The following is a 5429-nucleotide window of genomic DNA, read 5'->3' as shown; positions in this document are numbered from 1 at the left end:
TCCTATGCTCGAAAACTTTCCTTGAAAATCGCATGTCTCCGTCGGAAGCTATAACTTTATTCAGCCGAGGTTTCAGCCCCCACTAAATTGGTTAGTTTTCTTGCAATTATCACCACTTACAGAAGTTGTGAACTTCTACTGAAAAAAGTTAACAATATAGACATACTATTAATTATACCTTTAGGGAAATAGCCATGCAAACAAACCATTTATGAACATTTTTTGTCTAAAGATGAAAAGTCCTAAAGATTGAAAAAAAGCCGGCTTTTACACCGACTTTTTCCGACTCTTACCACCAAATGATTGTCATAAAGCATAGAACGGTTACAGCAGCAATCAATACTCCAGAGAATAGGAACATTTTTGGTGCTTCATGTCCTTTATGATTCATGTGCATGAAGTAAAACAACTGTAAGATAACCTGAACTACAGCAAGAAGTAGGATTAATGGTACAACAACGTAAGGTGAAAATTGACCAGATCCAACTGCAATAAAAGCAATGATAGTAAGAAAAATCATCAGAGCAAAAGAAATAACATGTTGCTTCATTTCTTCCGCACTTTTTCTTCTACGATAAGCTAAATCAACATTTGTGTTATTTGTATTATTCGCCATGTGTTTATCCCACCATTCCCATTAGATATACAACAGTAAAGATGAACACCCATACTACGTCAATAAAGTGCCAGTAAAGGCTAAAGACATAAAACTTAGGTGCATTATATAAATCTAATCCACGGTTGGCGTTTCTAAACATAATTGTTAGAGCCCAACATAATCCAAATAGTACGTGAGCACCGTGAGTTCCAACAAGTAAATAGAATGCTGATCCAAATGCACTACCTGTGATTGTATGGCCTAGATGCACATAGTGGTTAAACTCATAGATTTCTAATCCAAGGAAAGCTGCACCAAGCAGTACAGTTAGACCTAACCAAATCTGCATTTTCTTAAAGTTAAAGTTCTTCATGTGGTACATAGCATATACACTTGTTAATGAACTTGTTAAAAGAATCATTGTCATTGCAAAAGCAAGTGGTATTTCGAACAAATCTTGTGAAGCTGGTCCTGTACCATTACTTTTGTGTAATGCTAAATATGTTGCAAATAGGGAAGCGAAAAGAACTGTCTCGCCTCCAAGGAAGAGCCAAAAACCAATAAATTTATTTTTTCCTTCAAGGGTCGCTTTTTCAGGCTCTGCAGGAAAAGTTTCAGCTGTTAATTTTTCTTCCACATGCATTATGCCTCAACCCCTTTCTTGTCATCATCATCCATTAAATCAGCTTTATGAATATGGTAGCCATGGTCATCAATGATTGAACGTAAGAACATGGAACCAAATGTAATGATTCCTCCAATGATCATAACTGGAACTGACCAACTAACACCATCTGGATGGTGTAAGAAACCAAATGCCGCAACGAACAATCCGAATGAAATCATGAAAGGTAAGAAAGAGCTATTTGGCATATGAACGTCTCCAAGCGGTTCTGCAGGAGTCATTTCTTTTTTGCCTTGCATTTTTTCTACCCAGAAAGCATCTAAGCCACGAACTAATGGTAATTGTGCAAAGTTATATTCTGGTGGTGGTGATGAAATTGCCCACTCTAGTGTACGGCCATCTCCCCACGCATCACCTGATACGTATTCTCCTTTAATAGATGTAATCACAACGTTATAAAGAAGAACAAGTACTCCAGCTGCCATAAATGCAGCTCCAACAGAGCTTATTAAGTTTCCAATTTCCCAACCATGGTTAGGTAAGAATGTAAATACACGACGAGGCATACCCATTAGACCAAGGAAATGTTGGATAAAGAATGTTAAATGGAAACCAATTAGGAACAACCAGAAAGTAATTTTACCTAAAGTTTCATTTAGTATTTTACCAAACATTTTTGGCCACCAGTAGTGTGTTGCCGCGAATACTGCTAAAACAACTCCACCTACAATAACATAGTGGAAGTGAGCAACTACAAAATACGTATCATGATACTGATAGTCAGCTGGTGCAGAACCTAACATAACACCAGTTACCCCACCCATGATAAATGATGGAATAAATGCAACTGCATATAACATAGGTGTTGTAAATTTCATTGAACCGCCCCACATAGTGAAGAGCCAGTTAAAGATTTTAATACCAGTCGGTATGGCAATTGCCATTGTAGCAACCGCGAAAATTGAGTTTGCAATTGGTCCTAAACCAGTTGTAAACATGTGGTGAGCCCACACCATGAATCCTAGGAAACCAATTAATACTGTTGCGAATACCATTGAAGAGTATCCGAATAGTCGTTTTCTTGAGAATGTAGCAAATATCTCAGAGAAAATACCGAATGCTGGGAGGATTAAGATATACACTTCTGGGTGACCGAAGATCCAGAATAAATGCTCCCAAATAATTGTATTTCCACCCATTGATGGTACGAAGAACGCTGTACCAAAAATACGGTCAAACATCATTAATAATAACCCTACAGTTAATGGAGGGAATGCAAATAGAATTAAAGCTGATGCTACAAACGTAGTCCATGTGAATAATGGCATACGCATATAAGTCATACCAGGTGCTCTCATTGTGATAATTGTTGCTAAGAAGTTAATACCACCAATTAAAGTACCGATACCTGAAATTTGAAGTCCTAGTACATAGAAATCAATACCATGACCTTCAGAGTGTAAAGCAAGTGATGCATAAGAAGTCCAACCTGCATCAGGCGCACCACCCATGAACCAACTTAAGTTAAGGAAAACTCCTCCGAAGAAGAATAACCAGAAACCTAAGGCATTTACAAATGGGAACGCAACATCACGGGCACCAATTTGCAGTGGCATGACGGCATTCATAAATCCGAGTAAGAGCGGCATGGCTGCCAAGAAAATCATGGTTGTACCATGCATTGTTATGATTTCATTAAAAAAGCCAGCTGTAACAAAGTTACTATCAGGTACAGCAAGCTGAATCCTGATGATAAGGGCTTCTATCCCACCAAGTAGGAAGAAAAAACCACCAGCTATTATATAAAGTTTGGCAATTTTTTTATGGTCAACTGTAGTTAAATAATCCCATAAAGTAGCACCAAACCCTTTTTTCTGAGTTAATGTACTCACAATGTGACCTCCTTATTCCATATTCTTAATCTTCAATTTTAAGCCCCATTAGATATTCAGCTAATGCATCTAAGTCTTGGTCAGATAAACCTTTATTATCATAAGTTCCAGTCATGTTGTTACCAGGCTTAATTGATTCAGGGTCCTTTAACCATTTTTTCAGATTATCTTCGTTGAATTCTAATTTACCAGCGATACTCGTGCGATCCCCGAAAGTAGCTAAGCTTGGTGCAGTCGGACGTTTTTCACCAGGATTAATTGCATGACATGAAATACAGCTGTTTGAAGTAAATAGCTCTTCCCCAGCTTTAGCCAAATCATTTGCAGGTACATGGTCAACATCTTTAGCCGCAACCATACTGTCGATCCACTGATCAAATTCAGCACGTGGTACTGGTTTTACTTTGAAATCCATTAAGGCATGGGAAGGTCCACAAAGTTCTGCACACTTTCCATATAATAAGCCGCCAGCCTCTTCTGTTTTTTCAGAGTTGAACTCTAGCCAGAATTTATTAACGTTATCTGTGTTAGTATCTAATTTACCACCAGCAGCCGGAATCCAGAATGAGTGCTTTACATCTGCTGCTATAAGGTTAAAATAAACTTTTTCATCCGTAGGAACAACTAATTCCTGGGCAGTTACAACGCTGTGATCAGGGTATTCAAATTCCCACCAATATAAATTTGCAGTTACATTGACAACAACTGCATCTTTATCCCTTGTGTCACCTTCCATTGCTTTTACGTCAGCTAATTTAAAAGTAGCCGATACAGTTGGAATTGCAAGAACCAATAGCAAAAGAATTGGAATCGTAGTCCAAATGATTTCTAAAGTGTGATTTCCTTCGACTTGCTTAGGAATCTTGTCCTCACCAACTTTTTTGCGTCTAAATTTGACTAAGGCGATAATAAAGATAACCGTAACAATCGCAATAACGATTACCATGATTAATGTAGCTAGGATCATTAGATCGTACTGCATTTTTGCAACTTCCCCCGCTGGTTGAAGTGCAGAAACGAATGGTTCCCCACACCCTGCTAACAGTAGCGCCATGAAACTAAACAATGTAAACAAGCGCACTTTTGGTAGCCATTTTTTCATAGCTTCATCAAACCCCTCTTTCAATAATATTTTGCTGCTATCTTTATGAAAAAGATATTAAATCCCCCTACCTGAAATAGAAGAATTATTTATATTTTGAAACCCACTTACACTAATGTAACAATGATCATAGTTACAAACATGATCGTTAAGTAGTTGAGTGAGTAAACAAACATTTGTTTTGCCCATTTGATATCATCCTTCATTTTAAATCCTCGAATTCCGAGGACTAACCATCCGATATTAAGGAGGGTTGCGATTACAACAAATAGACCGCCTAAAGAAAACATATAAAAAGGAAGTGGAAGCAAGCAAAGAATCCAAATCATGATTTGTCTCTTTGTCATTGCAAACCCGTGAACAACTGGTAGCATTGGGATTCCTGCCGCACGGTATTCTTCAACCCGTCTCATCGCTAGTGCTAAAAAGTGAGGGGGTTGCCAGATAAACATAATTAAAAACAAGAACCACGCAATTATGTGTAATTCTGGGTCAATCGCTGCCCAACCAATGAGCGGAGGAACAGCACCTGATATACTTCCGATTACGGTATTAATTGTATATCTACGTTTTGACCATATTGTATATAAGTATATATAAGAAAAAGCACCGATTAAACCAATTACTGCTGCAGTAACTGTTGTGAGAAGTAGAAATCCTGTTCCTATTAGTATGAGTATTATACCCAATCCTAAAACATGATTCGGATTAATTCTACCGGTTACAGTTGGCCGTACTTTAGTACGTTCCATTACATGATCAATATCTCTATCGTAGTAATTATTCACTGCACAGGAACCACCTATTACTAGTGCAGAACCTATAAGCGTATATAAGACAATATCTAACTCTGCTAAAAAACTCTTGCCTGTAAAAAACAAGGCTAGCCAAACACCAGTGAAGGCGGTTATAAGATTGGAATTAATAATCCCAATTTTTATGAGTGCAAGGAAATCCTTATAGGCAGTTGTTCGATATTCCTGTTCACGAATTTCTTCGTTTTGCATTTTTCCATCTGTACCGAGTACAGACCTTGTCGTCGTCATCGAGAAGCCTCCTTATTATTTTCAACCATACTTTCAATTACAGGCATTGTATTGCTTACAGCAATCTTAACAACCTCATCGTTTATGTATTTTGATAATCACAAATTGACATACAACCATTTTGTACTTATTTCAGTATTAAAAAACGCAATAATTAAAATAAAGC

Annotated in this window: 5 protein-coding genes; all 5 read right to left on the bottom strand. The window is 37.6% G+C overall.

Annotated elements, in window-relative coordinates:
- Nucleotides 1–289: 289 nt before the first annotated feature.
- On the bottom strand, nucleotides 290–616 hold the full coding sequence (ctaF, locus tag V7147_RS21650) for a cytochrome c oxidase subunit IVB (RefSeq protein WP_335369876.1): 327 nt from the start codon (nucleotides 614–616) through the stop codon (nucleotides 290–292).
- 4 nt (nucleotides 617–620) lie between these two features.
- Nucleotides 621–1241 (bottom strand): cytochrome (ubi)quinol oxidase subunit III, encoded by a 621-nt coding sequence (locus V7147_RS21645; RefSeq protein ID WP_335369875.1) that lies wholly within the window; start codon nucleotides 1239–1241, stop codon nucleotides 621–623.
- Complete coding sequence (ctaD, locus tag V7147_RS21640) at nucleotides 1241–3115, bottom strand: cytochrome c oxidase subunit I (protein WP_438824624.1); 1875 nt, start codon at nucleotides 3113–3115, stop codon at nucleotides 1241–1243. Before ctaD ends, V7147_RS21645 begins: the two co-directional genes overlap by 1 nt.
- 25 nt (nucleotides 3116–3140) lie before the next feature.
- Nucleotides 3141–4217, bottom strand: coding sequence for a cytochrome c oxidase subunit II (gene coxB, locus V7147_RS21635; protein ID WP_335369874.1), 1077 nt, complete (start codon nucleotides 4215–4217; stop codon nucleotides 3141–3143).
- 107 nt (nucleotides 4218–4324) lie between these two features.
- Nucleotides 4325–5263 carry a heme o synthase gene (gene cyoE / locus V7147_RS21630; RefSeq protein WP_438824623.1) on the bottom strand — a complete coding sequence of 313 codons (939 nt, stop codon included), beginning with the start codon at nucleotides 5261–5263 and terminating at the stop codon, nucleotides 4325–4327.
- Between the last annotated feature and the right edge of the window lie 166 nt (nucleotides 5264–5429).

Origin of the sequence: Bacillus sp. JJ1521 (assembly GCF_036965165.1) — a bacterium.
GTDB lineage: Bacteria > Bacillota > Bacilli > Bacillales > Bacillaceae_L > Ferdinandcohnia.
The sequence above is the reverse complement of the archived record's forward strand: the minus strand, read 5'-3'. Positions and strand labels throughout refer to the sequence as shown.

Excerpts from the sequence above, each read along its gene's own strand:
- coxB (WP_335369874.1), bottom strand. The coding sequence starts at position 4,217 with ATGAAAAAATGGCTACCAAAAGTGCGCTTGTTTACATTGTTTAGTTTC.
- cyoE (WP_438824623.1), bottom strand. The coding sequence starts at position 5,263 with ATGACGACGACAAGGTCTGTACTCGGTACAGATGGAAAAATGCAAAAC.
- V7147_RS21645 (WP_335369875.1), bottom strand. The coding sequence starts at position 1,241 with ATGCATGTGGAAGAAAAATTAACAGCTGAAACTTTTCCTGCAGAGCCT.
- ctaF (WP_335369876.1), bottom strand. The coding sequence starts at position 616 with ATGGCGAATAATACAAATAACACAAATGTTGATTTAGCTTATCGTAGA.